The 26,826-nt window shown below is 35.0% G+C and carries 27 protein-coding genes and 1 pseudogene; 6 read left to right on the top strand and 22 right to left on the bottom strand.

Features of this window, described 5'->3' with window-relative positions:
• Window positions 1-18 precede the first annotated feature (18 nt).
• Window positions 19-882 carry a LysR family transcriptional regulator gene (locus MKX83_RS01540; RefSeq protein WP_095371038.1) on the top strand — a complete coding sequence of 288 codons (864 nt, stop codon included), beginning with the start codon at window positions 19-21 and terminating at the stop codon, window positions 880-882.
• A 229-nt stretch (window positions 883-1,111) separates the two neighbouring features.
• Here MKX83_RS01540 and MKX83_RS01535 read toward each other — a convergent pair whose 3' ends face one another.
• The 7 genes and pseudogenes from MKX83_RS01535 to MKX83_RS01505 all read right to left on the bottom strand — a co-directional run bounded on the left by MKX83_RS01535 (window position 1,112) and on the right by MKX83_RS01505 (window position 7,618).
• The gene (locus MKX83_RS01535) at window positions 1,112-1,600 is read right to left on the bottom strand and encodes a GNAT family N-acetyltransferase (protein WP_341053722.1); all 489 of its coding nucleotides are present in this window, start codon (window positions 1,598-1,600) and stop codon (window positions 1,112-1,114) included.
• Between the two features lie 372 nt (window positions 1,601-1,972).
• Entirely contained in the window at window positions 1,973-2,656 is a 684-nt protein-coding gene (locus tag MKX83_RS01530) for an ABC transporter permease (protein ID WP_341053719.1), read from the bottom strand.
• A complete protein-coding gene (locus tag MKX83_RS01525; protein ID WP_095371049.1) occupies window positions 2,649-3,572 on the bottom strand; it encodes an ABC transporter ATP-binding protein in 924 nt (307 codons plus the stop codon). The genes MKX83_RS01530 and MKX83_RS01525 overlap by 8 nt, the downstream gene beginning before the upstream one ends.
• A gap of 136 nt (window positions 3,573-3,708) precedes the next feature.
• A complete protein-coding gene (locus MKX83_RS01520) occupies window positions 3,709-4,644 on the bottom strand; it encodes a sensor histidine kinase (RefSeq protein ID WP_322910236.1) in 936 nt (311 codons plus the stop codon).
• Between the two features lie 3 nt (window positions 4,645-4,647).
• Window positions 4,648-5,343: a response regulator transcription factor gene (locus MKX83_RS01515; protein WP_307315804.1), complete on the bottom strand. Its 696-nt coding sequence runs from the start codon at window positions 5,341-5,343 to the stop codon at window positions 4,648-4,650.
• A gap of 235 nt (window positions 5,344-5,578) precedes the next feature.
• Window positions 5,579-6,407, bottom strand: a pseudogene (locus MKX83_RS01510) (aldo/keto reductase).
• Entirely contained in the window at window positions 6,407-7,618 is a 1,212-nt protein-coding gene (locus tag MKX83_RS01505) for an MFS transporter (protein ID WP_322910235.1), read from the bottom strand. Before MKX83_RS01505 ends, MKX83_RS01510 begins: the two are co-directional and overlap by 1 nt.
• Window positions 7,619-7,819: 201 nt before the next feature.
• Between MKX83_RS01505 and MKX83_RS01500 the strand changes: the two genes are divergently transcribed.
• Complete coding sequence (locus tag MKX83_RS01500; protein WP_095371054.1) at window positions 7,820-8,182, top strand: winged helix-turn-helix transcriptional regulator; 363 nt, start codon at window positions 7,820-7,822, stop codon at window positions 8,180-8,182.
• A gap of 122 nt (window positions 8,183-8,304) precedes the next feature.
• On the opposite strand, the gene MKX83_RS01495 is transcribed toward MKX83_RS01500, so the two are convergent.
• The 3 genes from MKX83_RS01495 to MKX83_RS01485 all read right to left on the bottom strand — a co-directional run bounded on the left by MKX83_RS01495 (window position 8,305) and on the right by MKX83_RS01485 (window position 11,095).
• Window positions 8,305-8,757: a helix-turn-helix domain-containing protein gene (locus tag MKX83_RS01495; RefSeq protein ID WP_307315870.1), complete on the bottom strand. Its 453-nt coding sequence runs from the start codon at window positions 8,755-8,757 to the stop codon at window positions 8,305-8,307.
• A gap of 508 nt (window positions 8,758-9,265) precedes the next feature.
• Window positions 9,266-9,631 (bottom strand): hypothetical protein, encoded by a 366-nt coding sequence (locus tag MKX83_RS01490; RefSeq protein ID WP_307315807.1) that lies wholly within the window; start codon window positions 9,629-9,631, stop codon window positions 9,266-9,268.
• Window positions 9,632-9,667: 36 nt separating this feature from the next.
• Entirely contained in the window at window positions 9,668-11,095 is a 1,428-nt protein-coding gene (locus MKX83_RS01485; protein WP_322910234.1) for an aminotransferase-like domain-containing protein, read from the bottom strand.
• 100 nt (window positions 11,096-11,195) lie between these two features.
• Here MKX83_RS01485 and MKX83_RS01480 point away from each other — a divergent pair, with 100 nt between their 5' ends.
• A complete protein-coding gene (locus MKX83_RS01480; protein WP_095371058.1) occupies window positions 11,196-11,795 on the top strand; it encodes a LysE/ArgO family amino acid transporter in 600 nt (199 codons plus the stop codon).
• Window positions 11,796-11,895: 100 nt separating this feature from the next.
• Here the strand turns inward: MKX83_RS01480 and MKX83_RS01475 are convergent, their stop codons facing one another.
• The 4 genes from MKX83_RS01475 to MKX83_RS01460 all read right to left on the bottom strand — a co-directional run bounded on the left by MKX83_RS01475 (window position 11,896) and on the right by MKX83_RS01460 (window position 15,651).
• Window positions 11,896-12,549 (bottom strand): uridine kinase family protein, encoded by a 654-nt coding sequence (locus MKX83_RS01475; RefSeq protein WP_341053714.1) that lies wholly within the window; start codon window positions 12,547-12,549, stop codon window positions 11,896-11,898.
• Window positions 12,550-12,635: 86 nt separating this feature from the next.
• Window positions 12,636-13,154, bottom strand: a complete 519-nt coding sequence (locus MKX83_RS01470; protein WP_340977314.1) for an SRPBCC family protein — start codon at window positions 13,152-13,154, stop codon at window positions 12,636-12,638.
• Between the two features lie 669 nt (window positions 13,155-13,823).
• Window positions 13,824-15,146 carry a DUF4179 domain-containing protein gene (locus MKX83_RS01465; RefSeq protein ID WP_095371061.1) on the bottom strand — a complete coding sequence of 441 codons (1,323 nt, stop codon included), beginning with the start codon at window positions 15,144-15,146 and terminating at the stop codon, window positions 13,824-13,826.
• Window positions 15,139-15,651, bottom strand: a complete 513-nt coding sequence (locus tag MKX83_RS01460; RefSeq protein ID WP_322910326.1) for a sigma-70 family RNA polymerase sigma factor — start codon at window positions 15,649-15,651, stop codon at window positions 15,139-15,141. Before MKX83_RS01460 ends, MKX83_RS01465 begins: the two co-directional genes overlap by 8 nt.
• 967 nt (window positions 15,652-16,618) lie before the next feature.
• Here MKX83_RS01460 and MKX83_RS01455 point away from each other — a divergent pair.
• The 3 genes from MKX83_RS01455 to MKX83_RS01445 all read left to right on the top strand — a co-directional run bounded on the left by MKX83_RS01455 (window position 16,619) and on the right by MKX83_RS01445 (window position 18,387).
• Window positions 16,619-16,825, top strand: a complete 207-nt coding sequence (locus MKX83_RS01455) for a helix-turn-helix transcriptional regulator (protein WP_095371063.1) — start codon at window positions 16,619-16,621, stop codon at window positions 16,823-16,825.
• Window positions 16,822-17,121: a hypothetical protein gene (locus MKX83_RS01450; RefSeq protein WP_095371064.1), complete on the top strand. Its 300-nt coding sequence runs from the start codon at window positions 16,822-16,824 to the stop codon at window positions 17,119-17,121. Before MKX83_RS01455 ends, MKX83_RS01450 begins: the two co-directional genes overlap by 4 nt.
• 888 nt (window positions 17,122-18,009) lie before the next feature.
• Window positions 18,010-18,387 carry a DUF2283 domain-containing protein gene (locus MKX83_RS01445; RefSeq protein ID WP_095371065.1) on the top strand — a complete coding sequence of 126 codons (378 nt, stop codon included), beginning with the start codon at window positions 18,010-18,012 and terminating at the stop codon, window positions 18,385-18,387.
• A 194-nt stretch (window positions 18,388-18,581) separates the two neighbouring features.
• Here MKX83_RS01445 and MKX83_RS01440 read toward each other — a convergent pair whose 3' ends face one another.
• From MKX83_RS01440 to MKX83_RS01405, 8 genes are all read right to left on the bottom strand, one after another.
• The gene (locus MKX83_RS01440; RefSeq protein WP_095371066.1) at window positions 18,582-19,436 is read right to left on the bottom strand and encodes an aldo/keto reductase; all 855 of its coding nucleotides are present in this window, start codon (window positions 19,434-19,436) and stop codon (window positions 18,582-18,584) included.
• Window positions 19,437-20,545: 1,109 nt separating this feature from the next.
• The gene (locus MKX83_RS01435; RefSeq protein ID WP_341053712.1) at window positions 20,546-21,004 is read right to left on the bottom strand and encodes an NUDIX domain-containing protein; all 459 of its coding nucleotides are present in this window, start codon (window positions 21,002-21,004) and stop codon (window positions 20,546-20,548) included.
• A gap of 28 nt (window positions 21,005-21,032) precedes the next feature.
• A complete protein-coding gene (gene merA, locus MKX83_RS01430; protein WP_225230588.1) occupies window positions 21,033-22,649 on the bottom strand; it encodes a mercury(II) reductase in 1,617 nt (538 codons plus the stop codon).
• Between the two features lie 55 nt (window positions 22,650-22,704).
• On the bottom strand, window positions 22,705-23,103 hold the full coding sequence (gene merR / locus MKX83_RS01425) for an Hg(II)-responsive transcriptional regulator (RefSeq protein WP_026682624.1): 399 nt from the start codon (window positions 23,101-23,103) through the stop codon (window positions 22,705-22,707).
• Window positions 23,104-23,225: 122 nt separating this feature from the next.
• Entirely contained in the window at window positions 23,226-25,355 is a 2,130-nt protein-coding gene (locus tag MKX83_RS01420; RefSeq protein ID WP_019156604.1) for a heavy metal translocating P-type ATPase, read from the bottom strand.
• A complete protein-coding gene (locus MKX83_RS01415) occupies window positions 25,348-25,716 on the bottom strand; it encodes an ArsR/SmtB family transcription factor (RefSeq protein ID WP_019156605.1) in 369 nt (122 codons plus the stop codon). The genes MKX83_RS01420 and MKX83_RS01415 overlap by 8 nt, the downstream gene beginning before the upstream one ends.
• Window positions 25,717-26,081: 365 nt before the next feature.
• The gene (locus MKX83_RS01410) at window positions 26,082-26,357 is read right to left on the bottom strand and encodes an adhesin (RefSeq protein ID WP_019156606.1); all 276 of its coding nucleotides are present in this window, start codon (window positions 26,355-26,357) and stop codon (window positions 26,082-26,084) included.
• A 13-nt stretch (window positions 26,358-26,370) separates the two neighbouring features.
• On the bottom strand, window positions 26,371-26,799 hold the full coding sequence (locus MKX83_RS01405) for a protein-tyrosine phosphatase family protein (RefSeq protein ID WP_019156607.1): 429 nt from the start codon (window positions 26,797-26,799) through the stop codon (window positions 26,371-26,373).
• Between the last annotated feature and the right edge of the window lie 27 nt (window positions 26,800-26,826).

Genomic DNA, 26,826 nt, shown 5'->3' with positions numbered 1-26,826 from the left:
ATGCGGAAGGAAATTGCTATGAACCTTAATGATTGCCACCTATTAATTGATTTGTACAAGACGAAAAATATTACACACACTGCTAATAATTTGTATACATCGCAGCCTGCTCTCACCTATCGTATTAAACAGCTCGAAAAAAAATATGAAATTGAGTTGATTGTACGAGGGTCAAAAGGAATTGACTTTACAGAAGAGGGGCGGATTCTTTATGAACATGCAGAACAAACCTTACATAACGAAAGATTACTCGTAGATCAACTAGCTAATCTAGCTGAAGAAATAAAGGGCACGATCTCAATCGGCGCTTCTGGTTTGTTCGCGCTACACCACCTCCCCAGAATATTGAATGCCTTTAAAGAGCTTTACCCTAATATAAATATACAACTGAAAACGGGATGGAGCAGCGAAATGAAAGAAGCACTCAATGCGGAAGAAATCCATTTAGCCATTATCCGCGGTAATTACTCCCTAAATGCAAAGAAATGTACACTATGTAATGAAGAATTATTTATCGTATCAAAAAATCCGTTTCAAAAAGAAGATATCCCTCACCTACCATTTATCACTTATAAAACAGATCCACCCTTAAGTCTCATAATTGATAAATGGTGGCGTACCAATTTTCAAAAGCCTGTACATCCAAGTATCGAAACTGATCAAGCCGCTACATGCAAAGAGATGGTAAAGTATAACGTTGGTATCGCCGTACTACCCGGTATCAGTATCGAAGGTGAAGAAGACTTATACACCATCTCATTAAATGACTTTGGAGAAGACATTTATTACCGAGAAACCAGTCTCTTCTATAACCCATTCGTCGAAAACTTACGTCATGTTAAATTATTTATAGATTTTTTAAAGAGTCATTATAATGTGTAAATTGCTGAGGAGGGAGTCAAGCGTTAGCGTTTGGCTCGTCTTTAAAGCGTCTGATATATACTATTAAAATCTTTTTTTGACCACTAAAAAACTGATTTACTTTTGCCCTGAATTCACATTCTTTAACGTCAGATAAAAATTCAGGATCGTAGTCGCCTTCCTAAAGAAAAATGCTATCGTCTGCTGTATCGTTTGATCTTTCGTTTTCAAACTGTCTGTACCTTAACATTTATACTTTAAATGTTTGAATCAAGCATAGCTCATCGTCAATCATATCTTGCTTTTCTTCGTATGGAATATTGAACTCTTTATATATTTTTCTCCAGAAATATACTGCAGTTCTATTTTCAATCAGTTCAATGACGTAATACTTTCCTTGTTTCTTATGAAATATCTCTTTAATAGCCCGCGTACTATTTCCTTTCCCTCTGTATTTATTAAGCAAGAAAATATCATTCACTGCAAAATCATACTCTTTCCTTAGAAACGGACGCTCTAATAAGAGGATAAACCCTATAATACGCTCGTCTATCAAGATGAAATATGGGGATAGCCCATCTACTTCCCAAAACTGATCAACCCCATCGTATTCAAAGATACCGTCTGGCCCAATATCCAGTGTTGATGTGTATCTTGAAAGGTCATGAAGGTACAGGGAGTAAAGGTTTTTTAAGATATTCTTTTCTGATTTTAATACTTCTCTAAGCGCCACAGGCATTATATAAGCTCCTCCTTTTTAATCTACCTATTAGCCCCCATTAGGACTGGGACATATATACTTCAGCGAAAGTTGTATCGAATGAATAGGAACATCTATCTTTTATTCATTGGGATTACTTTATCGATTATATACAAATATTAAAAGACTAGTGTAATGGAGCGGAAGACACTCGACTCTTGCGGGAAGTAGAGGGAAAGCTGAGATCCCGCAAGCAATGCTGAGGAGGCTCAAGGTTTCCTCCCCGCGGAAAGCGAGTGTACAAGAGCGCAATGGAACGGACTCATTTTTGCAACTGATGTTTTAAAGATTACCATTTGTTATTGTTCGTTTCCTGAAATCATTTAGTTATCTCCCATACCATCAAAAAAATTAAACATCCCCCACTCTATCAACCATCTTAATTGAAAGAAAAATGCTAACCGCTCCCAAAAGACATAGACCTGCGTTCACAAAATCAGAATTGAGATTTATATTAAGAAGAGAAGAAAAGTTTTGAAATTGCATAAGGAACATGGCACAAATGACAGTTGGAATCGTTGCTCTTTTCCAAATCCCAAAGAAAAAGAGGGGAATTAAACTAATTAGTGTAATGAAAAAAGAATGAATGATCATCTTACTAGCATATGAAGTAATATCTACAACGGTTGGTTGTCCATTAATGATATGGAACAGATGATCAAGAAGATACGTGACGATACCTGACAACAGAAAGGATACGAGTGTACAGAGAAAAACTGCGAGTGAGATAAAAAGCACTTTTGCGATAATTAACTTTTTCCGACTAATTGGATAGCCGAATGAAAGAGAGAACGTTTTGTTCTTATACTCATCTATAACCACCTGATTAATAAGAGAAGCTCCAAATAGCACCCAGCCCATCTGTATGGCCAAAATCAATTGAATAATTGTCGCATAACTTCGCCCGAAGTCAGCGCTTACCATTTTAATAAAGAAAATCGGCATAAACATAAGAATACCCGCATAAATAATGATCTCACCCATCACCATTTTTTGCTTTAGTTTCCTCCACTCCAGCTCCATTAATTTAAACATGCTGTTCACCTCCATGGATAATTTGATAGAAATAATCTTCCAGTGTACTCGTATGTTTTTGTATCTCTTCTATATCAATCTGATGAAGAATTAATGCCTTTGAGATCTCACTTGGGGACAAGGTTAAATCATATATGCGAATTCTATTGTCTTCTATAATCTTCATATTAGTAATACGAAGTTCGTACTCTAGCAAATACACTGATTTTTCTACATTCGATGTCACAATCTCAATATATTCCGTTTGCTGCTTCCTAATATCAGCCAAAGTGACTTCATTCACTAATTGACCATCCCTAATCACACCTATTCTATCAACAACCTGTTCCATTTCCCCTAAAATATGACTAGAAAGGAGAAAAGTCATGCCATATTCTTTATTTAACATGCGAATTAAATCTCTCATATCTTTTATACCAATGGGATCAAGACCATTGGTAGGTTCATCGAGAACAATCAGTTCCGGCTTTGTTATGATGGCTCTGCCAATCCCCAATCTCTGCTTCATCCCAAGGGAAAAATCCTTCACTTTTTTCCCTTCAATTCCTTTTAAATGAACCATATCTAAAGCTTGCGTAATGGCTTTTTGATCATAAAACCCTAAATATTCACAGTGAAGCTGTAGATTCTCTCTCGCTGTTAAATGCTCATAAAAGAGCGGATATTCAATAATACTACCCACACGCTTCAACCCAGACTTCTTATTTTCTGTAAGCCTTTCACCAAATAACGCAATCTCTCCTGAAGAAGGATGAATTAATCCCGTGAGCATTTTCATGATCGTCGTTTTCCCAGCCCCATTTTGTCCGAGAAATCCGTATATTTCTCCTTTTTTAATATGAAGATTTACATTAGTTACAAGCACCTTACCTTTGACCTTTTTCGTTAAGCCATTGGTTTGCACGACGTAATCCATTGTCTTAACCTCCTTTATGATTGTTACTTCTAGCTTAAGCAAAGAAAGTATCTTTTTTCTTTCTCATTTCTTACATATTTCTTAAGTTTGAATAAAAAAAGAGCCGTTCCAACAGAACACCCCTTTTCGCGAAGTCTTAATATGTCATTTGTTTAAACCTACAAGTAAAAGTCGTCTTCTCAAATGGTTGGCTACTCACGTGCAGCGTACCATTCATTGCTTCTGTTAATCGTTTCGAAATACTTAAACCCAATCCACTGCCTTGAAATTGAGGGTTTCTAGCATCATCTAATGTATATAGTCGTTCAAACACCCGGTCCTGGTGTACCTCTGCAATCCCTTTCCCCTTATCCCAAACCTCTACGGCAATGGTTTCCCCATCTCCTCGAAGGGTGAGACCTAATACGCCCCCATCATTTCCATATCGAATCGCATTCGAGATAAGATTACTTAGCACCCGGTTAATTGCCTCTTCATTACCAAGAATATAAAAATTCCGCTCTGGAATGTCTATCTCTACCTGAAATCCTTTTGATACAAGCAAATCATAAAACTCTAATACATTCTTTCTACAAATCTCATTAAGTGAAACCTTACTCAACGGCATGAGGTAATCATCGGATTCTAGTTTAACAAGATCAAAGGATTGATTAAGTAAAGAAACGAGACTCATTACTTTTTCGTGCAAGCGTAAAATGACGATTTCTTTTTCGTCCTTAGCCATCGTTTTATCCAGCTTTATTTTTTCTACATAACCTAAAATAACTGTTAGTGGTGTTTTCAAATCATGTGACATATTGGCTATCATTTTCCTTAAACTATCTTTTGTTTTGGCGTAATCGGCAAATACTTTTTGATTGTTATCAAGCATTCGGTTGATTTGAATAAGTAAAAGTTGAATGGCCTCTTGATCTGTTTGGAGTAACACTTTTTCAGCTGTCTGTTGTTCGATAATATTTGTTAACTTATCACTGATTTCATTTATATGTTGCTTTGTTTTTTTAAGAGAATAATATTGCCATCCATTCATTACAATTAAAATGGCCATGATAACAATTAAAGTAACCATCATAGACTATTCACCTAATTTATATCCGATTCCCCAAATGGTTCGAATATACTTTGGATGAGACGGATTCTCTTCTATTTTTTCTCGTAACCTTCTTATATGAACATTGATTACATTTTCATTGCCGTAATAATCATCTTCCCAAATAAAATGGTATATTTGTTCCTTTGTAAACACTCGATTTTGATTGGTCATAAACAGCTTTAAAATATGGAATTCCTTAGAAGTAAGCTGCACAACCTTATCTTTCATTTGTACAGAAAAGGTATGTAAATCGAGGGATAATTCCTTAAAATGAATGTTATGAGATATAGCTGGAGTCCCCGCAGGACGATATTGCGTTGCCCTACGAATAGCCGCATGGACCCTCGCCGTTAGTTCGATCATTGAAATCGGTTTGCTTATATAATCATCGGCACCAAAGCCTAATCCTAACGCCTTGTCTAAGTCACTATCCTTCGCTGAAATAATCAACACAGGCATTAAACTCTCTTCTCTGATGCGTTTTAAAACATCCATACCACTTAACTGCGGAAGCATTAAATCCAACAAGATTAAGTCAAAGTCCTCCTTATGGAAAAGGGATAAAGCTTCCTCCCCATCAAATGCGGTAAATACCTCGAAACTCTCCTGTCTCAAAATATCTGTTATTAATTCACTAATCTCCCTGTCGTCTTCCACAAGAAGAATACGCTTTTGCATACTTCCACATCCAATCCTTTGTACTAACCATGCAATGAATCAATCACCTTTAACTCTCCCTTTATTTCTATAAAGGGGGCATAATTCCTTCTAAAATATATAACTGATGGTATAAAAAAAGACTGATGATTTTCATTCGTTAGTCTCATTTGAAATAAAAGCTGATTGCCTCTCTCATTCAGGACACATGAAAAAGTGTAGGGAAAGTATGCATCCCTACACTACAAGTTCTTTATTAAAAATCAAAATTGTCTGGGTCTGGCCCTACACGAAGATTCTGATTTAATCCATCAATGATTTGCATCTCTTCTATCGTTAATTCAAAATCAAACACATTTGCATTTTCTACAATTCGATGCTCTTTTGTTGATTTTGGAATGGTGACAATCCCGTTCTGTAAATCCCAACGCAAAATAATTTGCGCAACAGACTTATGATGCTTGTTTGCGATCTCCTGTAACACTTTATTATCTAGTAATTGTCCTTGCATTAATGGTGACCATGCTTCCAGCTGAATCCCATTGTCTTGACAAAATACTTGTAACTCTTTTTGCGATATCCTTGGATGGCATTCTACTTGATTGACCATCGGTTTAATTTCAGCATCCTTCATTAGTTCTTCCAGATGATGAGTTTGAAAGTTACTCACTCCAATGGCTTTTACACGACCTTCTTTATAAAGCGTTTCTAAAGCTCTCCAAGCATCCTTATATTTCCCTTCAACCGGCCAATGGATCAAATATAAATCTAAATACGCTAAACCAAGCTTCTCTAAGCTTGCTTCATAAGCAGCGATTGTTGATTCATACCCTAAATCAGCATTCCAAACTTTAGAAGTGACAAATAGCTCTTCTCTAGAAATCCCTGCATCTCTTATACCTTTTCGGATACCTTCACCTACACCTACTTCATTCTCATAAATTGCTGCGGTATCCATGGTTAATCGCTGACTTTACTGCGTTTACTAATTCAGAACCTTCTTCCACTTTAAAAACACCTAATCCAAACCAAGGCATCTTTACACCGTTATGCAAAGTAGTTGTATCTTGTAAATGTTTGACCATCATCTTTCAACCTCCAAAGTGATATTATTTTCTTGATCTTTTCGTTCCAAAGCTCTGCTAAACCCCGTTAAAACGGCTGCCACTAAAACCATAAGCGCTCCAATCCAAGATGTATGAATCAGTCCAATCGAGTCCGTAATCATACCACCTAAGTAAGAGCCAATGGCGATACCAGCATTAAATGCTGCAATATTGATGGCAGATGCGACATCCACTGCACTCGGAACAAAGCGCTCTGCCAACATCACCACATAGACTTGTAAACCCGGCACATTCATAAATGCTAATAATCCCATTAGAAAAATCGTTATCAATCCAGCCACTTTAAAAGGTGCTGTAAACATCAAAATAAATAACACAACCGCCTGTACAATAAACATATAGAACAATGCGCGGATAGGATTTTGATTCGATAACTTCCCGCCAACCATATTCCCAATTGCAATCGCTATGCCATAAACCAATAAAATGATTGCTACAGTTCCTTCTTCAAATCCAGTGATATCTTGAAGCAATGGCGATAAGAAGGTAAACACGACGAAGGTTCCACCATAACCTAGTGCTGTAATGATAAATAAGAGCAATAACCGGCCATTTTTCACAAGTTTCAGTTGATCACGAAAGGATGTTTTGACCCCTTTTCGTAAATGTGATGGAACGAGAATACTATTAGCAATTAAAGCAATAACACCAATAATGACAATCGTCATAAACGCTGCTCTCCACCCTAATTGTTGACCGATAAAGGTGCCAAATGGAACACCTGTAACAGTAGCGACCGTCAGACCCGTAAACATAATGGAAATCGCACTCGCTCTTCGATTTTCAGGAACTAAATCAGCAGCGATTGTCGACCCGATTGACATGAAGACCCCATGGGAAAATGCTGAGATCACACGTGCAACGAGTAATAACCCTATAGTCGTTGAAAAGGCAGCAAGCGTATTCCCGATTATAAAAACAATCATAATCCAAAGTAATAAAGTCTTGCGGGACATTCGCGATGTCAAAGATGTCAAAACAGGGGCACCAAATGTTACCCCTAAGGCATATAAAGAAACCGTTAACCCTGCAGTAGTTACCGGAATACTTAAATCATTTGCAATAAGGGGTAATAAACCAACACTGATAAATTCAGTCGTCCCGATTGCAAAGGCACTTACTGCCAAAGTAAGCAAGGCCATTGTGCTTTGCTTTCTGCTTAGATTCATATATTCTTCACCTTTTTTCTTTTATATAAATGGAAAATTTCCTTTTCGAACATAATAATTTTAAAGGAAAGTATAGTTTCAATCCGCCGGCAAATGTTATTATGATACATATAGAATACAAAGAGAAGTACGCACTTTAAAGTAATATAGATACAAAAAAGTAATATAGGTACTTTTTAGTTCCTAAGGAGGGAAACAAGAATGGAGAAGAAGAAATACAATATTTCTGTTGAAGCAACTTTAGAAGTCATCGGAGGAAAGTGGAAATGTGTAATCCTTTGTCATCTCACACATGGCAAAAAGCGAACAAGCGAATTAAAGCGTCTCATGCCTAACATCACACAAAAGATGCTTACCCAACAGCTACGCGAGCTTGAAGAGGATGGTGTCATCAATCGTATCGTGTACAATCAAGTTCCACCAAAAGTAGAATACGAACTCAGCGAATACGGACAAAGCTTAGAAGGGATCTTAACTTCATTATGTGCCTGGGGAGAGAACCATTTGACCAAGCTATATGGGGATAAATTCTCGGTATTAGAAGAAAGTATATTGAACGAATAGGATAAGTAATAAATTGGCTGAAAACAGGACATTTTTATAGAGGTAATAGCTAAACTCCAAACATAGCAGGGAAGCTTCAATGGCATACCCTCTGAAGCTTCTCCCTCTCTTAATAAATTTGCTTACTCCGTTTTATATTTTTTTGCCAACGTTTCACTCCCAATCGCTCCAATGATTGAAGCAGTGAATGGAAGAAACGCATAAAGAATCGAACCTTGGAAAAACGTTATATTCAAGTCAAAAAATTTATTACCCACAGCGATAAGAATTTTGAAAACAACTAAAAATAAGCCAACAAGCAGAAGAAGATCAAAAAACAACTTTAACTTTGGATACGCTAATTGCTTTCCATCTTCAATAATGCTCTCCTTCAAATGATCATCTCCTTTTAATAATTCATCAATGGTAATATCAAAAATTTCACTTAGTTGAATGAGAGATTCAATGCTGGGATATCCTTCTCCACGTTCCCATTTTGATACTGATTGTCTACTAATTTTAAGTAATTCACCGAGCTGTTGTTGAGACATTTCATGTTTTAAACGTTGTTCTTTTAATTTTTGGGGGAAATCCATTTTCTTCATCTCCTAACAACTCCAGTATATTTGCATCTCTAACTAAACGTAAAGAACCGTGTCGTTGCAACGATGTAAACGAATAGTTGCGGGATAAAATGAGTAGTTATTTTACCATGTTATATTATATCAGCTATCACTTTACCTACATTTCCCATTGTCATTTATACTTATTATGCTGTTTTCTATTTGAAGATACCCGTGGGGAAATTTCCAGTATAAGAAAACGGCCATTCCCCTATACCACTAAAGTAAAAAAGGAAGTGACCGTTTCTATCATAGCTTTATATAAGTTTATCTTTACAAACATCTCACACCTGATATTTACCAATAGAGCAGATGATAAAGCACCATAATCACAGCAATAATTAAAATGACTAAAACCACTTGATTAACTTTAATATCAATTAACACTTTATTTCATTCGGATAATTTACTTAAGTAAGATTTTTAAAGTATTAGTTAATCTGAAGTGTATTATAAATAACTTAAGAAAAGTTGAAAGTCACTACTTTTTAAGACGGTTCTCCAATGATTCAATCGCCAGTTGAAGCGCAATTAATCGTCGCTCATTTACTGTTTTTTGAGGACTACCATCTTTTGCTTTTGCTATCTGTTTTTCAATAGGTGGAATAGTACTTTGCAAAATATCTTTAGATGTTAGAATAACTTCTTCTTCATATGAGAAGTCTTCACCGTTCCAAATATTCCTTAAGCTATCTAAACCGACTTTTATAGCATCTCGTCTCTTTCTTACTAGAGTAGTATTAGACCCCTTTTCAGTCATGCTTTTATAAGCATTTGAAAGTTTACTAAATGTAGACTCTAAGGATTTTACGGATAACTCTTGTATTTCTTGGTTAATTGACTTCATGTAGACTTCTCATCACTTTCTATTATTTAGTAGTATTCATTCATGATTACAGAGTAATAATAAAGCATGCAGACCTTCTTTTATTTCTGCTAGTGAAGCATACGCATACGACAGTCTTATATGATGAAAATCACCTGAATGATAGATATAACCTGGGTTGATTAAAATATTTTGATTGAGAAGGTTTAGAAATAGTGCTTTGTTTACGATAGGTTTATTAAACCTTAACCAAATATAAAAGCCACCTTCTGACTTATTCCACGTAGCAATCTTTCTAAATTGGTTTTCTAGTATATTTTCAATAAATGCCGCTCTGTTCTTTAGTTGTTCACGAAGATTTTTTAAGTGATTTTCATATAAACCAGTTGAAATCCAATGTGCGACGATCTCTTGAGAAAGAGCACTTGAACCATAATCCGTTTGCATTTTTATATCCGCTAGCCGTTCAACCACAGGTGAAGGTGCTACAATCCATCCAATACGTAACCCAGGACTTAATGTTTTCGATACACTACCAAGATAAAGTACTTGTCCTGACTTGTCTAAAGACTTTAAGGTAGGTAAAGTATGATCAAATAGTAATTCATGATAAACATCGTCTTCAATAATAGGAATCTGTAACTCTTTGCATATATTGTATAGATTTTTCTTTTCCTCCAACAACCAATTAACTCCAGTAGGATTATTTAATGTCGGAACACAATAAAATATAGATTGTTTTTTCCTCTTAAAAACTTTTAAGTTCTCAGCTAATTTCGGATGATTACGCATTACCGTATGCATACGCATTCCAGCAGATTGAAAAGGATGAATAGAACTTAAATAAGATGGTTCTTCATGGAAAATCACAGAGCCTTCTTCTAATAATCCAATGGCAATTAGTTGAAGCGCCTGAAGTGCTCCAGAAACAATTAGAATGTTCTCTGGTTCCGATTGAATACCTCTTATTTTCAGATAGTCACATAATACTCTTCTAAGTCTTTCATTTCCTTTTGGTGATGAATAACCGATAGATTTTGCATCAAGGGTGATTTCTTTTAAGGACTGTTCAAGTTGTTTTGTTGGGAGTAGTTCCGGTGATAATTCACCTGTTCCAAGGCGAATGATATGATTATATTGCTCGTATTCATTGATAAGTTGAATGGTATGGTCATTTGCTCTATGGATACTTGAATCAATATGCTTTTTCCAATTCGGTTGAGTTTTATTTAAAAGTACATTCCAAGAAATATTAGTTACAAATACACCTGATCCTAATTTTGATTGAAGTAAACCATCTGCCTTCAGTTCATCAAGAGCAAGTTGAACTGTACTTCTATTGACATTAAATTGTATCGCTAGTTGACGCTGTGTGGGGATTTTTGTTCCAACCGCCCAATCTCCACTTTCTATACGAAATTTCATCCAATCTACAATTTGTTCGTGAAAAGTTAAATGAGAATCACTACTCGGTTTCCATTTCAAGATAATCCCCCTTAAATTGGGTGGATAAAAAACCATCCAATTGGTTGTTTTCTTTCAGTTTTATCATAGTACGATAGTAATTGAAAGAGAGTTGATTTGAATGGAACCCATTCTGCATGGATTAATTTTGGCATTCGGACTTATTTTACCTTTAGGGGTACAGAATGTCTTTGTATTTTCTCAAGGAGCAACCCAACTTAGATTGGCTCAGGCACTTCCAGCCACGATAACAGCTGCAATCTCTGATACACTTTTAATCTTATTATCTGTATTTGGTTTATCAATGATTGTCCTTCAATTTGAATGGTTACGAGTAATTTTAATGATTACCGGTATCTTATTTTTATTGTATATGGGATCTGTCATTTGGAAATCCGAAACGACAAAAAAAACGAATAAGGCTTTACCTATTCGTCAACAAATTATCTTTGCTTTATCTGTTTCTTTTTTAAACCCTCACGCCATCTTAGATATAGTCGGTGTTATTGGGGTAAGTGCAATAAAATATGCTGGAAAAGAACAATTTCTTTTTACTATTACTTGTATTACAGTATCTTGGATTTGGTTCTTTGGGCTAATGATTGCAGGAGCATTTGTGAAAAAGTTAGATGGCAAAAGAAATGTATTGCAATTATTTAATAAATTCTCTGCTATCTTTATCTGGGGTACAGCCATTTATATTTTTCTTGATTTAATGTAATATCCTTGGAATTATCATTTCATATGTAAAATGCGAAAGCCTTCTGTCAAGATGCAAGGGAGAAGGCTTAAAAGGTAAGATTTCTTTTTTTAAAAGTAGTTTATTCTTTCACTTCAAATGTATTTTTCTCTATACATATCGCTGCTGCAGACGTATTTATAATGATATCAAAATCCTGGCTGTATGGATGCATAAACACTTCGTACTGTATCCTTCGTTCTTCATGGGATTGCCTTAAATAATTGAGATCTGCTCCCCTTTCAACGATGTCCCGATTCGACCTCCTTAATAATTCAGTTTCACCATCTGTATAGAAATAAATTTTTAAGTCAAATAAATCAGGATGAATAAATGCTACACTCATTCCCTCAACAATCGTTACTTTATTCCTCGAGGAAATTAATTCGCTTTTCATATAATGTGTATGCATTGTGTATAAATCTAAACCATCTCTAATCATCTGAACATCTCTTTCTAAAGATAACAAATGATGCGCTGATGGGTGGCAAGCTGTCATTTTATAACGATGATTTTCGTTTTGATATGTATAGTCAATCATTGCATGGTTTCGTATATTCGAGCTAACAATATACGGGTCTGTATTTATATAATTCACTCCATCTTGATTTAATACGTTTATAAGCTTATTGGCAAACGTTGTTTTTCCAGCAGCACCATGTCCGGAAATAGCAATAATAAGCTTTTTATCCGTTATTGTAATCCAATTTAGGATGTCTTGTATTAACTTATCCATTAATCTCCCCCCGTCACTAGATTTGCTTTTTTCAACTTACTTTTTAAGATGTCTATACTTCTAATGATGAGTGCTATATTCTCCACTTAATTCGAATCAAATGCTTCCCGATAAAACTCCCTTAACTCCGCTCCGTTATCCGGCCATTCGGGCAGCTGTTCGTTAGCCAACATAACCAATGCATCAAGACAGCGATGCCATCCTGCTGCTGTTGCCGCTGCCCAAGACCGGTCATCAAACGTATGCTGAAAATTCATTCGGCACCCGTCATCGGTATTTTGCAACTCGATTCTTAGCATATCAGCGCCTTCATGAAAGGCAAAGACGACAGGTGGTTGGTATTCAGTAATTATGCCTTCGTACTTCGTCCCCTCGCCATCATCAAAAGCTATTTTGCCACCTTCAATAAGATCCATCTCTCCAGTTGCAAACGGATACCACCTGGTAAAGTAATCAGGATCTGTTACGTAGCGGAAAACACTCTCTGGTTTATGGGTAAACAAACGTTCAAATTGCAAAACATAACGACCATTCACTTCATATAACTTTCCGAATTTAGTCATCTTATTCTCCTTTACATTTTTATTCATTATTAAGATTAACAAAAAGCTTCATCTTAAACTATGCCCGTTTGCGAAATAAAATTTCCGATAAAAAACCTCCTCTTGACCATCATATCCAAAGGGTATAAACATCGCAATTTATGCTGATTTGGAGTAAGTTTGATCAAAATTAAATATAACGAATATGCTTCAAACGGTTCTTGTACGAAACCAACAAAATAGTTTATTAACCGGCATCTAGCTGTTTTCTAGGTGTAAAAGTATAACTATCTCACACTTTTAACTAAAATAAATATAACCCTTAGTTAATAATTACTAACATAAATGTGTTGTCTAAATTGATAAAAATCCCTACCTACTCATGGTCGGGATTTTCATCATCTGGTCTTCACTTTTTGTTATCTAATTCATTTATGAACCGTAGGAACAGCTGCCAAAAGAATAGTTAGAAATTAATGTGGATTCTTTAGGATCAAAGTTAGAAAAGACCCGGAAAATTTTACGGAGCTTTTTCTAAACATAAGTACATATTACCTTAATGAAAAACGATAAAAATCAATTCTATTAGATTCAGTCGGGATTATTATTAAGAGGTCTTTAACCCTTTGGTAATTCCCCAAAAGTAATGCAAATGCGCATACAGACAGTGGTTTTTTATGAAAAATTCACCTTCTATTTAACGGAGTACCTGATGACATTTGCATTGGGCTATTACTTTATTTTCACATTAGCCTCTGCACTGATAGAGGCTGGATAATCAAGCAATTCAAGTTTAACAGGTCCTAAGTCAGTTGCCTCAGATGGGAAAGGAACGGAATACAATACATAGTCGTCGACATAAGAATAGGAGATACCATATGGTTCATCCTTACTTATTACATTTCCATCTGCATCTATTGCATGCGTAAAAATTGCTGATTTGAATTGATTCGGATTCGTATCTAATTTAATGGACATCTCGCCTTGCTCTATCTCTACATCTGTTAATTTTCCGTCTTTCGGTGCCTTAAGTATTTTCTTTTTTATCGGGTCTACTTCAACATTGAGCTCTTCCTTATCAAGCGCACGAATTGAATTGAAACGCAAATATAATTCTTTAGGATTAGTAAAGTAGTTGCTCTGCAAATAAATGATTGTTTCGTTCTCATTGATTTGTGTAGTCTCTATTACACTTGTATTCCATGTTTCTCCTTTTTCATCTATTAGATGCAAGTCATTAATACCAAATATCTTTTTACTATTTTGCGAATGATAATATACATGTACAGCTGTTTGAGAAGGATACATTGTTACGTCCTTGATTGTTAATTGCTGTCCTTCAATTTCTAATGTTTTATCCACATTATACACTTTCTTTCCAACAATTTTACCTTTATCTAAAGTAAAGGGAATTTCCCAAACCCCGTCTAAAAGTTTCTTATCTTTAGAAAACTGAGTTGAAAGAATTAGTTCATTTGGCAGATTATCCCCTTCTTTTAAAGGAACCCTGATTTCCAGCAAAGAATCCGGATTATCATTCCGATATTCACCAACTATATGATATGGCAATACCTCTCCTTTTTCATTAAGCAATTGAAAGCTCCCTAGAGTAATAACTACGTCTTCTTCATCTGATTGATATTCATAAAAAATGATCAGTGATTTTTCATCATGAATAATTGAATTCAAAGTAAACTCTATACCTTTGTTATTCACACTTGAATCCACTTTTTGTATGTAATTATTTTCAACAGCTGCAAGTAGCCCTTTGTCATATCGGACAAAATCAACAATTTTCCCCATACCAGGTACATTTGACATGTAATATGCAACGGGTTCGGATACATTAACAGATGTAATAAACGTAAGTCCTAAAATACATGCAGCAGTGAATGTCTTAATGGGCAGCTGCATTCTCTTTTTCTTTTTCTTTTTCTCTGCTTTTGCTTGCTGTATTCCCCTTAGAATTGCCTGGTCAGAGCGATCGTCAGAAATGGATAGATCCTTCATTATTTTTTTGGATTCAGCCAACTCACTTTCTTCTCTTTCAAACATTTAGCCCACCCCCCTTATTTAATTGAACCTGAAGTGCTTTTAGGCCTTTGTATAGCCAGGTTTTAATGGTGCTCTCCGACCTTTCGAGAATTTCGGCAATATCTTTTATCTTTAAATCGTTATAATACTTTAAAATAATGACTTCTCGAAAACGTGCATCTATTTTTAGTAATGCTTCCTCTATTTCTAACGTCTGGTTGTCATTCTTCGTTACTATTAGATTATCAATATACTTAGGATCTGCGATTCTTTTTCTTTTACGAATTTGATCATGGCAGTAATTAAGCATAATCCGGATAACCCATGTTGAGAAGTATTCTGCATGTTTCAATTTATTCAATGAAAGATAAGCCCTAAAAGTTACTTCCTGCAATGCTTCTAAGGCCTCCTCCTCATTATGTAAGTAACCCAAGGCTATTTTTAATAGTCTACTTTTATGGATTTGGATTAATTCGTAGAAAGCATCATCATCTCCCTTTCTTGCTCTATTGACTAGGTTTTTCACTTCCAAGCGCGCTTCCCCCTTTTCTCTTTCTAGTTATTAGACATAACAAAGAAACAAAAAGTCTTAAGTTTTTACTTTCTGCAGAATTTTTTGGTATTGATAATCGAATAATCTATTCCTAAGGTGTACCCGTTGTAAAAGTCCTTTTAAAAAAACAAGTCTAATGTTAGAAGCTACGGTTGGTAGTTTGGAGAAACATCATGTTATCTTATTTTCACCCTAAAAAACCCCCTAGGACAATGCATATTCCAAGAAGGTGAAACTTCGCACTTTATTTGAAATCAATACATTTTGTTGGATTGAAAAAAAGTTCGAGCAACTCGAAGTAATTTCTTGTTAAACACTGTACAATTTTTATCATTTACTTCTATTAATTTTAAACAATTTCGCTCTTCTTGATTACTATACAATTGAAATTTTCTAAAGAACGTAGACCACCGAAAAAATAACATATTTTCCCTTAATTTACTGCAGATAACCTGCATAACTAAAGAGCAATGATGGACCTAAAAAATACCAGGTTATATTCCGCCCTAGGCAGGAGCAATTTTGACCATTTTTCAGAAATTTCCTTAAACACGAATATTGTAAAACGGTAGACTAAATCCCACAACAGAGACAAATTGGATGGGTCATAGTCATTATGAGGAGATATTTTAGAAAAGAGACTTAGACAAAAAACTCCCACACTTAGAGGAGTTTTGTTTTATTAATCTTTCATTCCACTTTATCACATTCACTTGGTAATATGCCCCATACGTATTATCAATCTATTATTTCATTACCAGAAAAATATTAAGGTTTTAACCTAACAAACAATTTAGTGTACTTGAATTATTAGAGGGGATTAAACCATTAAAGGAAATAATCTAATTATAAAAAAATTTAATTGTCGTAAATACTTTACATTTTGTAAAAAATATATTACATTTAACTTATAAGAAATCATATAGAAAAGAGGTTTCATATGCTGGAAAACTTTATATCAGTTGGTAGGGCTGAGAAAAAATGGACTCAACAACACTTAGCCGATGACGTAGGTGTTAGTCGTCAAACGATTGCAGCATTGGAAAAAAACAAATATAACCCTTCATTGATATTAGCATTTAAAATTTCTAATTCATTAGGGAAAGAAATTACAGAAGTATTTAAATTTAAGGAGGAAGTTGTATGATCACGTTAACTACATCATTGATTATAGGTTTAGCAATACTGGTTATAGTTTCAGAAGTATATAAAGCAAAATTTGAAAGTAAAAAAGAATCAATGGATGAAAGAGGTGAGCTATTACTTTTTAAGATTAAGTCGCTCTCTTATTCAATATTATCTGGGGGGATACTTCTTGGGGTGGCATTAGTAGCAATCTTAGATGTAATCCAAAAAGAATATTTTATTTATTACGTTATGATTGTTTTTTTTATTCAAAGCATTGTTTCTTCAATATATTTAGCTGTAGTTAAACGTATTTAAATAATACATTACAACACTTTGAGAAATTAACTATGCTCATATATAACTTCTTAATTAAGTATCACATGCCTCTTCAGTACATGACCCGCTCATAGTTTGTCTATTTGCAATCCATTCATAAACTTTTTGCCCCATCCCCTATCTTAGAGGATTAAGAAAATGCTAAGTCGTTATTGGCAGCAAGATATGAAGAGATATGACCAGTGTCGTGAATTCTTTTAGGTTTAAGTTGCATCTAATCGATCCGACGCCTTTAAAATTTAAAATTCCTGAAGCTAAGTTTATCAACTTATGGATTACTCAATTTTTTTGACAACCTCAATAATACTCATCAAAGGGAAAATCTTCGCGACTTTTTAAGACGTCGCGATTTCATACAAAACACTCGAATTGATATACCTTATTTGTTCATGTAATTCAGTAAATCTATAGATTTTTTGAATGTTTCTTCTCCTTGATATTGTAAATGTATAATCCAACGATGATAAGATTTTTTCTATTACTATTTAAAATTTTAGAGAACTTAACCATAAAAAAACCGCCTCCAATTGTTAGATCATGTCTAACAATTGGAGTGTGTGTATATCAGAATTTTAAAAACGGTATCACTTTTATTTAAATTCTATACAATTACTTGTAGCCTTGGAGTAAAGTTTGATCAAAAGTATCTCACAAAGCCACATAAATGATTCAGCGTAATATTTCACCGAAACAAATTTATGATGCATATACAAAAAGTACGAAATATAGCGATCCAGATTATCCAAATGCAACGGTATATCACTACAAGGGTATAGCTGTAGCTAGAGAAGGTAATATTTTAACAACAGTTTATAATCAAGCTAAACCTAAATCGAGATGAAAAAAAAGTAAAGGCGGTGTATTAAAATGATTAAGAGAATTGAGTTTAACAAAGAAGTAAAAATAGGTTATATTCAAGTTATCAAAGAAATAAAAGCTGGTATGGTTCATGAAACTGATGAATTAAAAGTTAATCCTTATATAAATTTAGACTTAGATAAGGATAATAGAATTATAGGCTTAGAGATATTTAGAGATGAAGCTAATGCCCTTAAAAATGCATCTTCTAAAGATAACTTTTACCTTAAAAGAGATAATATGTATTCGTTACGACTAAATGATAATGAAGTAGCTTCGAGATATTCTTATTTAGGATTAGAATTCTGTTTTTCAGAAGAAAATCACAGAGGATTTATAGGTTTCGACATTCTAGATATATCAAAATATCCTGAAAAGACTTTATAGTTTACTATACTAATTTTCATAAAGAAAATTCGGGAATATATTGTAAAAAACCAAAAGAGGATCTGCTTAAAACAGACCCTCCTTTTATCTATTGTTCAAAAAATATCTAATTCAGAGTTTCCAATCGAATATCGTGTCAAAAACGATATTTATTTTATGAACGAATACTATACGATGTTTATATATTGTCCTGCCTATACATATTCGTGATATTCATTTGGGTCCTGCCCTTCTACACGGCCAGCTTCTCCTTTATCCAATGAATCAATTGTTTCAATATCCTCAGGTGCTAATTCAAAGTTGGTACTATTGAAATTATCTTTTTGATGCACGGGATTACTTGATTTTGGTATAGAAAATACGTCTGCTTGATAATTCCAATTTAAAATAATCTGCGCCGGGCTTTTATCGTACTTATCCGCAATTTCTTTAATTGTGGTATTTTTTAGCACGTCATTCAGATAACCTCTACCAAAAGGGCTCCAGGATTCAGTAAGAATGCCCCGTTTTTTATTTTCTTCTACCATACGGTTATTATTAAAATACGGATGACGCTCCACCTGATTTGTAGCAGGTGTCACACCTGTTGCTTCGATAATGTCGTCCAGATGTTCTGGTTCAAAATTTGAAACGCCAATGTTTCTGATTAACCCTTGTTTTTGAGCATCCACTAAAGCCTTCCAAGCTTCTACATACTTCCCGTCCTTAGGGTTCGGCCAATGAATTAAATACTTGTCAAAATATTTTAATCCAGTGCGGCGTAGAGATTCTTGGATAAAGATAAATGCCTTGTCATATTCATGGTAAGCACCGGGTAATTTCGTACTAATCAAAATTTCCTCTCTGGGCAGTGCGGACCGACGCACAGCTTCACCGACAATCCCTTCATTGTCGTAGTTTGTTGACGTATCGATTAAGCGATATCCTATATTCAAGGCGTTTAAAATTTCAAACGTACCCTGATCCCCATTAATACCAATCGTGCCTAATCCCACAAAAGGAAGTTCTGTACCATCATTTAGAGTAAAACCATTATTATTTAAAGTCAAAAACTCATCTCCTTTTAAAAATTTTGCAATGTAAGTTGAGATTGAAAATAACTATTTCCATGATGTCTATAATTACAATACCCGATTTAAAAAAATCCTACACCAACCTGAATTGATTGCTATACCTTTGTGACTTTCTTGGTTTCTCATCAAATCCCCTCTATCCTTTCTCCCCCAACGGTCCACCCGCTCATTTACGCCTGAAGGCAATGTTATTAAGCTATTCCCCAAAAGCCCACTATCGACCTCTTTTTACGTTCTGTATTGTATATAATATTTTGACAATATAAAATAGATGTCCCTCTGAATGGAGACAGAAATAGACATAAGCAATGAGAATAAAAAATACCTTTCCCAACACTCTTATTCTTCTATTATTCCCCTGTCTTTTTGTCCTTCCCCGCCCCTCCTCTCCCTCTCACTCCCCTCAAATCCTTGCGGCTCTAAGTCCCATCCCTCTTTCCTCTTCTCTCCCCCACTCTTTCTTCTGCTTTATTGTTCTTCCCCAAAACCCCCATTTTCGCCCTCTTTTTTCCGTTCTGGGTCGTATCGAATATTCAGACAATGTTAAAAAGTTCTTCCATAATGGAGGGAAGAATCAAGAGAAAAGATTGAAAAAACACGTTGAGAAATACACGAAAAAGAACTGAAACCCTACGGGTTTATGCAGTGAGGAAAACAACATATTAGAAGAGAGAAAAGAATGAGCAAGGATGATTGAACCCCTACTGGACAAGGGATTGAGGAGATATTGGACAAAACAAAAAGACTGGACCACTATTGGATCCAGCCTGAAATATAATTGATTTTACGATTGAAAAATGATTGAGTACATATTGTTCGCCTGCTCTTTTTTCCTCACTCTTCCTTCCGCTCTAGATACCAACTATTTAACAGTAGCTACCGACTTTTTAGCATGGAGAAGAAGAATAAGACAGCTACATATAATAGAAAAAAGAATAAAGAAACAAGATGAAATAAATATAAAAAGGATAAGCTATCTCGCCCCATTACTTTAAGGTGTGATACTTCACAATATTCTACGTAAACAAAAAAAGGCAATGCTATTATAAAGTAAAGCATTCGCCCCTTGGCTTAATAAGAGAGTTTTATTTTTCAAGTTGACCTTTTACCCCAACTAACTTGTCTTTAATAAAAGGGTCAATCTCGTCAGGTAAATGATCTAATCCAAAAAATTGTGCCTCTATTCCTTGGTTGCTTTCAGGTGTTATTTCTCCTTCGTACTTGGTACATAAATAACCAATTGCAACCGTTTGATACTCGTCTCCACTTTCCTCGACACGATTTATTAATTCCTTTCCTGAATAGACACCAAATAATTTTAACTCTTTTATCTTTAAGCCTATTTCTTGAAAGACTTTTCGTGTAATATAATCCTCAACTGACTCATTTAACTGCAAAATTCCACCCGGAATCCCCCAAGTTGCTCCTGAATATCTACTTAATAATATTTCTCCGTAATGATTAACAATAGCTACACTTGGCCGAACAATAATTAGTGAAGAATTCCCAATCATTTGTCTCATATTTTCACATAATCCATACATACCTCCGATGATATTAATTTATTTACATTTACCCTGCACAACAAGATAGCTTCGAAACATCTTTATCAAATGTAAGAGCAGTTAGTCTTAGTCCTTCTGCCATTGTTAAATATGGTGCAAGGCTATCTTTTAAATCCTCCACGGTTAAACCAAACTTAACTGCTAATGTCGCTGCATAAATCACATCACCTGCATTTTCAGATACAATATGAACTCCAAGAATTTTTAATGTTTTAGCATCAGCAACAACCTTAAATACACCTGTCGTTTCACGGTTTACTAATGCTCTTGGAACGGAATCTAAAGATAGTACAGATGTTTTTACTTCATAGCCTTGTTCTTTTGCCTTTTTCTCTGTTAAACCAACTGTTGCAATGGATGGATTTATAAATGTGACAGCAGGAAAAACTGATAAATCTAATTTTTTATTTAACCCACCAATCGCATTATCAGCAACAACCCCACCTTCATAGGCTGCTACATATACAAATTGCGGCCCTAATGTTACATCTCCTGCTGCATAAATCTTCTGATTACTTGTTCTGGCATAATCATTTATCAGTATTTCATTTCGTTTTCCGACTTCAACCCCTGCTGCACTTAAATTTAAAGAATCCGTATTTGGTTTTCTTCCTGTTGCAACAAGTAGTTGTTCTGATTCCACAACTTTTTTCTTGCCATCTACCGTTACATAAACCTTTTTTACCGCTCCAACTTGCTCTACACGCTCATAAGTTGCCCCTTTCAAAAGGTTTATACCTTGTTCTGTCAAAACCTTTTCTACAGCTTCTGAAATCTCTGGATCATATTCTTTTAAAAGACAATCACTTCTTTGGATAAGAGTTACTTCTGAACCTAAATTATGAAACAGTTGCCCAAGTTCCAACCCGATATAGCCTGAACCCATTACTGTTAATCGCTTAGGCATCTTTTTTAATTCAAGTAGTGTTGTACTTGTAATATAATCTACTTCTTCAAGTCCTGAAATTGTTGGTATTGATGGTGAAGCACCTGTTGCAATTAAAAAGCGTTTAGCAGAATGTTTCTCCCCATTTACTTCAACTGTATTTTCATCAATAAATTTTGCTTCACCCTTTATTAAATCAATACCATATTCATCAATTAAGTCTATATATTTTTGATTTCGAAGTTCGCTAACTAATTCATCCTTTTGCTTCACCAAAGAGGCTAAATCGACTTCTCCAACAGATGTTTGTAACCCTATAAATGGATTTGCTTTTGCTATATGATTGATTTCTCCTGCTCTAAGAAGTGTTTTTGATGGAACACAACCAACATTCACGCAAGTTCCACCAACAGTTCCACGTTCAATCATCCCCACTTTTGCCCCATATTCAATTGATTTAATGGCAGCAGAAAAAGCTGCCCCGCCTGAACCAATGATAAGTAAATCGTAATCACTTTTAATATCTAACTCTATATCTTTTAGCTTCTGTGTTGAAATATCTTCTATGTCTTCTGGTTGATATTTTGCTTGTTTAATTGCTTGTCTTACATTTTCAGCATTAACATCATCTGGTATTTCAAATACCGATTCACCACGTCTAAAACTGGTTTCGATATTTAAAGCACCTATGTTGGTTAAAGCAGCATAAATATGTTGTTCACAGCCTGTACAGGTCATTCCGTTGATTTTAATCCGATATTTTTTCACCTTTTCTTCCTCCTCTATTTAAAAATCAATCAAAAATCAAAGATTCAACAATAGGACATTGATGTATTGCCTTTTGATCTGGACATCGACTTTTTAAGTCCTTTAACATTGACTCAATACGCTTTAAATCTGCAATTTGTTCTTGAATTTCTAATTCTTTTTTTGATACAAATTCAAATATATTTTTGCAGCGAACTTCATCATTATCGACAACTCCAAGTAATATATATATTTCACTCAATGAAAAGCCAAGATTTTGCAGTCTTTTAATAAATTTTACACGCTTAACATCATCATCTGAATATATCCGATAACCTTCATTCGTTCGGGAAGGATCTTTTAATAATGATTTTTTTTCGTAATACCTAATTGTCTCTTTATTTACACCGGATTTTTCGGCAAACACACTAATTCGGTAACTCAAATTATTCACCCCTATAAACATAATAAACCGTGTACTAAGGTACACGGTCAAGTATAATATTAAAATTCTTTTCTTCAAGTATTCTGCCCGTTAACGTCTTGCTATCCCTTTTACATATGATTCTATTCTTTAACTTTTAGCAATCGCAAACTGTTTAATGTCACAAGTAATGTTGCACCCATATCTGCAAATATCGCTATCCATAGCGTTAACCAACCAGGCATAACTAACAATAATGCCACTAATTTAATCGCTAAAGAGAAGGTAATATTTTGCTTGATGATTACTAAAGCCTTACGACTTAACTTTATTGTATATGGCAATTTGCTTAAATCATCAGACATTAAGGCAATATCAGCCGTTTCTAATGCTGTATCTGTTCCAGCACCACCCATCGCTACACCAACAGTGGAAGCTGCAAGTGCTGGTGCATCATTCACACCATCCCCAACCATTGCTACACTTTGATGTTTTCCTCGAAGTTCTTTAATAAAATTCAACTTATCCTCTGGTAGCAAATCAGCTTTTATATCAGTAACTCCAACTTGTTTCCCAATTGCTGATGCAGTTCTTTTGTTATCCCCTGTCAACATTACCGTTTCAATTCCAATATTATTCAATTTACCAATGACTTCTTTTGATGTTTCCCTAATTTCATCGGCTACGGCGATTAACGAAAGAATCGCTTTCTCCGTTCCTAGTACCATCACGGTTTTTCCTTGGGTTTGCATTTCAGTAATCTTTTGTTTTCTATCACTTTCAATGCTTCCGTGTAATTCTTCAAAAAGTGCTGGACTTCCAACATAATACATTTCGTTATTTACCTTGGCTTTTACACCTTTACCTGTAATAGATTGGAAGTCTTCAACTATTACATCATTAAAGTCTAATCCCTTTTCTTCTGCTTTCCGCATAATAGCTGAAGCTAATGGATGTTGGGATCCTTTTTCAATCGCTGCTGTAATGGTTAACTGTTCATTTTCATTTCCACCATATATCATAATGTCTGTTACAGCAGGAATCCCTTTAGTTAATGTACCTGTTTTATCAAAAGCAATAGCCTTCAAATGCCCTGCTTCTTCTAAATGGATGCCACCTTTAATTAACACTCCATTTTTTGCTGCATTTCCTATTGCAGTTACAACCGCAACTGGAGTAGAAACAACCAAGGCACATGGACAACCAACTACTAATACAGCTAAACCTTGATAAACCCATTCGCTCCAATCTCCCCCAAATAACGGTGGAATAACCGCAATTAAAAGAGCCAAGATCACAATAACTGGTGTATAGTATTTCGCAAATTTATCGACGAACGCTTGAGAAGGTGCCCGTTCTGCTTGAGCTTCTTCTACCAAGTGAATGATTTTTGAAAGAGTGGTATCTTCTACTCGTTTTGTCACTTTAACTTCAAGTAACCCTTCTTCATTTAAGGTTCCCGCAAAAACTTCTTCATCTATCGTTTTCGTTACCGGAACACTTTCACCAGTAATAGCAGCCTGATTTAACGTGGACGTTCCTTTTATAACGATTCCATCCATTGCTAATTTTTGGCCAGGCTTTACAATCATGATGTCTCCAACTTGAATTTCATCAACATGAATCATCATTTCTTCATTTCCACGGCGAATCAATGCTTCTTTTGGAGCAATATCCATTAATGATTCAATTGATTGACGAGCTTTATCCATTGAATAACGCTCTAACGCTTCACTGATCGCAAATAAGATGACAACGGTTGCTCCTTCACCCCACTCACCAATAAGGGCAGCTCCTATAATCGCAATGGTCATTAGCGTATTCATATCAAAGAGTAATCTGCTTAGATTTTTAAGTCCTTTAATGAATAGCGAATACCCCCCAATTAAAATAGACGCTGCATAACCAATCGAAGGTAGTATATGCTCCTCACCATATTGCTCACCTAAGAACCAACTGACTACAAGCAAAATGGCAGATATATATACCTTAATGTTTTCTTTCTGTTTCCAGAATGGTTCACGCTCTACTTTTTGTTCTTTTTCATCCCGAATCTTTAAATTTTCAAACGCCCCTGCTTTTTCCAATTCCTCAATCGTTGTATTCCCTTGAACATAAACTTTAGATGCTCCAAAGTTTACTTTCGCATTCTGAACACCAGGAAGATCTTTTACATTATCTTCAAAAATGGCAGCACAGTTGGCACAAGTAAATCCTTGAACACGATAGGCTTTCAATTCTTGTTCATTTAGTTTTGCTGTTTGATCAGACATTGGTTTTCACCTCGTTTTTATGTGCTAACGCAATCATCATTATCTGTTTGATGTGGTCATCATCTAATGAATAAAATGCTAGTTTTCCCTCTTTTCTGAACTTAACAATCCCTTGCTTGTGGAGGGTACGTAAATGATGAGAAGCATTCGCTACAGTAACACCTACAATATTTGCTATATCGCACACACATAGTTCTTCATCTTGGCACAAAGCGTAGGTAATTTTTGCTCTATTTTCATCTGCAATAGCTTTTAGCATTTGGGATACACTAACAATGTCAATTGATTGTAAATCCCCTTGTATTCGATTTACCTTTTCTTCATCATAACAATAAATCTCACAGGTATCTTTTTTATTCATTTTTTCACTCCATTCTCATTCAAGTGTTTATTTGAATATAGTATACTCCTTTTACTCGCTAACATTCAAGTGGTTATTTGAATGAATGTAAAATTGAATTATGGTATCCGATTCTAATAACAATTTTTTTAATACAAAATAAAAGGTTATCACAAAATATCCGGATAACCTCTGTTATATTTTTCGTTATTTATGCAGTTGCACAGCTACAAACCTTACCTTATTGAGCTTCCTCACTATATTGGACCGGTGTCAAATTGATTCCGAATCTCCTCAGCAAGTGTCTCTAAGGATACTTAGCAAAATCTAAAATAAAAAGGAGTAATCAACTCATGAATGAGCTAACTACTCCTTTTTACCTTTTCCTAACAACAACCACTTGCACCTAATAATACTAAACCTTCACCGTTCTGATTTTCTTCTTTGTCTAAAGTTAGCTCCTCAGTTGTAGCAACCTGTGAATCAATTGCTACTTTAATACCATTAATAGTTTCAATTATATCAGTTTCAAGTGGTGCATCTAAAGATAACGCAAATTGTGGTCCGCAGCATCCAGCAACTGAATAAAGGCGTATACCTTCTGCACCATTTTCCGTTAATACATTTTCTAATAAGTGTTTCGCAGCATCTGTAATTTTCATTAAGGTTTCTCCCCTATCCATTTGGATAAATTCTTTTTAAAGCCTCTTTCATTTCTGGCTTCACATTAATTTTTGGTCTTGCTGCCTTAGCAATTTCTTCTGCTTCAGCAATTGTACTTGCTTTTTCTAAGGCTAATAATGTTCCGATTGCAACAGTACCAGTGCGATTACTTCCTCCTTGGCAATGGAAGTAAATATTCTTACCCTCGTTATATGCTTTTATTACATGATCAATAGATTTCTTAATAGATTCTTCTTGGTCTGCTGCATCATCAACAATAGGGCTATGAATACGGTTATAAACTACATCTTCTATCGGAGCCTCAGCTCTTAAATCAAATACAACATCTATTTTCTCATTCCCTAATAAATCATTTACATCGTCTGCACCACCGATGTAAATTCTATCCTTGATTAATTCATGATAATTCTTTGTTGTCATTGTAGTACCTCCATCATTTTTCTACAT

Source organism: Cytobacillus sp. FSL M8-0252 (assembly GCF_038007345.1).
GTDB classification, from domain to species: Bacteria; Bacillota; Bacilli; order Bacillales; family Cytobacillaceae; genus Cytobacillus; species Cytobacillus kochii.
Note: the sequence above shows the minus strand (reverse complement) of the source record. Positions and strands in the feature narration are given on the sequence as shown.